Source organism: Massilia sp. YIM B02763 (assembly GCF_030412015.1).
GTDB lineage: Bacteria > Pseudomonadota > Gammaproteobacteria > Burkholderiales > Burkholderiaceae_D > Telluria.
Genome location: NZ_JASNRD010000063.1, coordinates 1 through 472 on the forward strand (window position 1 = coordinate 1; position 472 = coordinate 472).

1 pseudogene and 1 other annotated feature are annotated in these 472 nt (G+C 61.9%); the pseudogene reads left to right on the forward strand.

What is annotated here, in order from left to right:
• Positions 1–50: 50 nt before the first annotated feature.
• Positions 51–472, forward strand: a pseudogene (locus tag QPK32_RS26475) (transposase); the annotation flags it as partial.
• Positions 329–435, forward strand: a sequence feature (AL1L pseudoknot). Its footprint overlaps the pseudogene before it by 107 nt.

The window sequence follows — 472 nt, forward strand, 5'->3', positions numbered from 1 at the left end:
TGAACCGCCCCGGATTTTGTAGAGGCTCCATTGTTTGAGAAAATGGAGTTATGAAGAAGCAACCCAAGTATTCCCCCGAAGTCATCGAGCGCGCTGTACGCATGGTCAGTGAGGCCGCCAGCGAGTACAGCTCGCAGTGGGCCGCGATCGAATCCATCGCTGCCAAGATCGGCTGCACACCTGAGACGCTGCGCCGCTGGGTTCGCCAGCAAGAGCGTGATACGGGCCAACGTCCCGGGCCGACCACTGCCGAAGAGGAGCGCATCAAGGCACTGGAACGCGAAGTGCGTGAGCTGCGCAAGGCAAACGAGATCCTACGCTTGGCGAGTGCGTTTTTCGCCCAGGCGGAGCTCGACCGCCGCTTCAAGCCGTGAGGAAGTTCGTCGACCAGTACCGCCATGCCTACGGCGTCGAGCCGATCTGCAGGTCGCGCCGTCGGGCTATTGGCGATACGCGGCGAAGCAGCGCAACC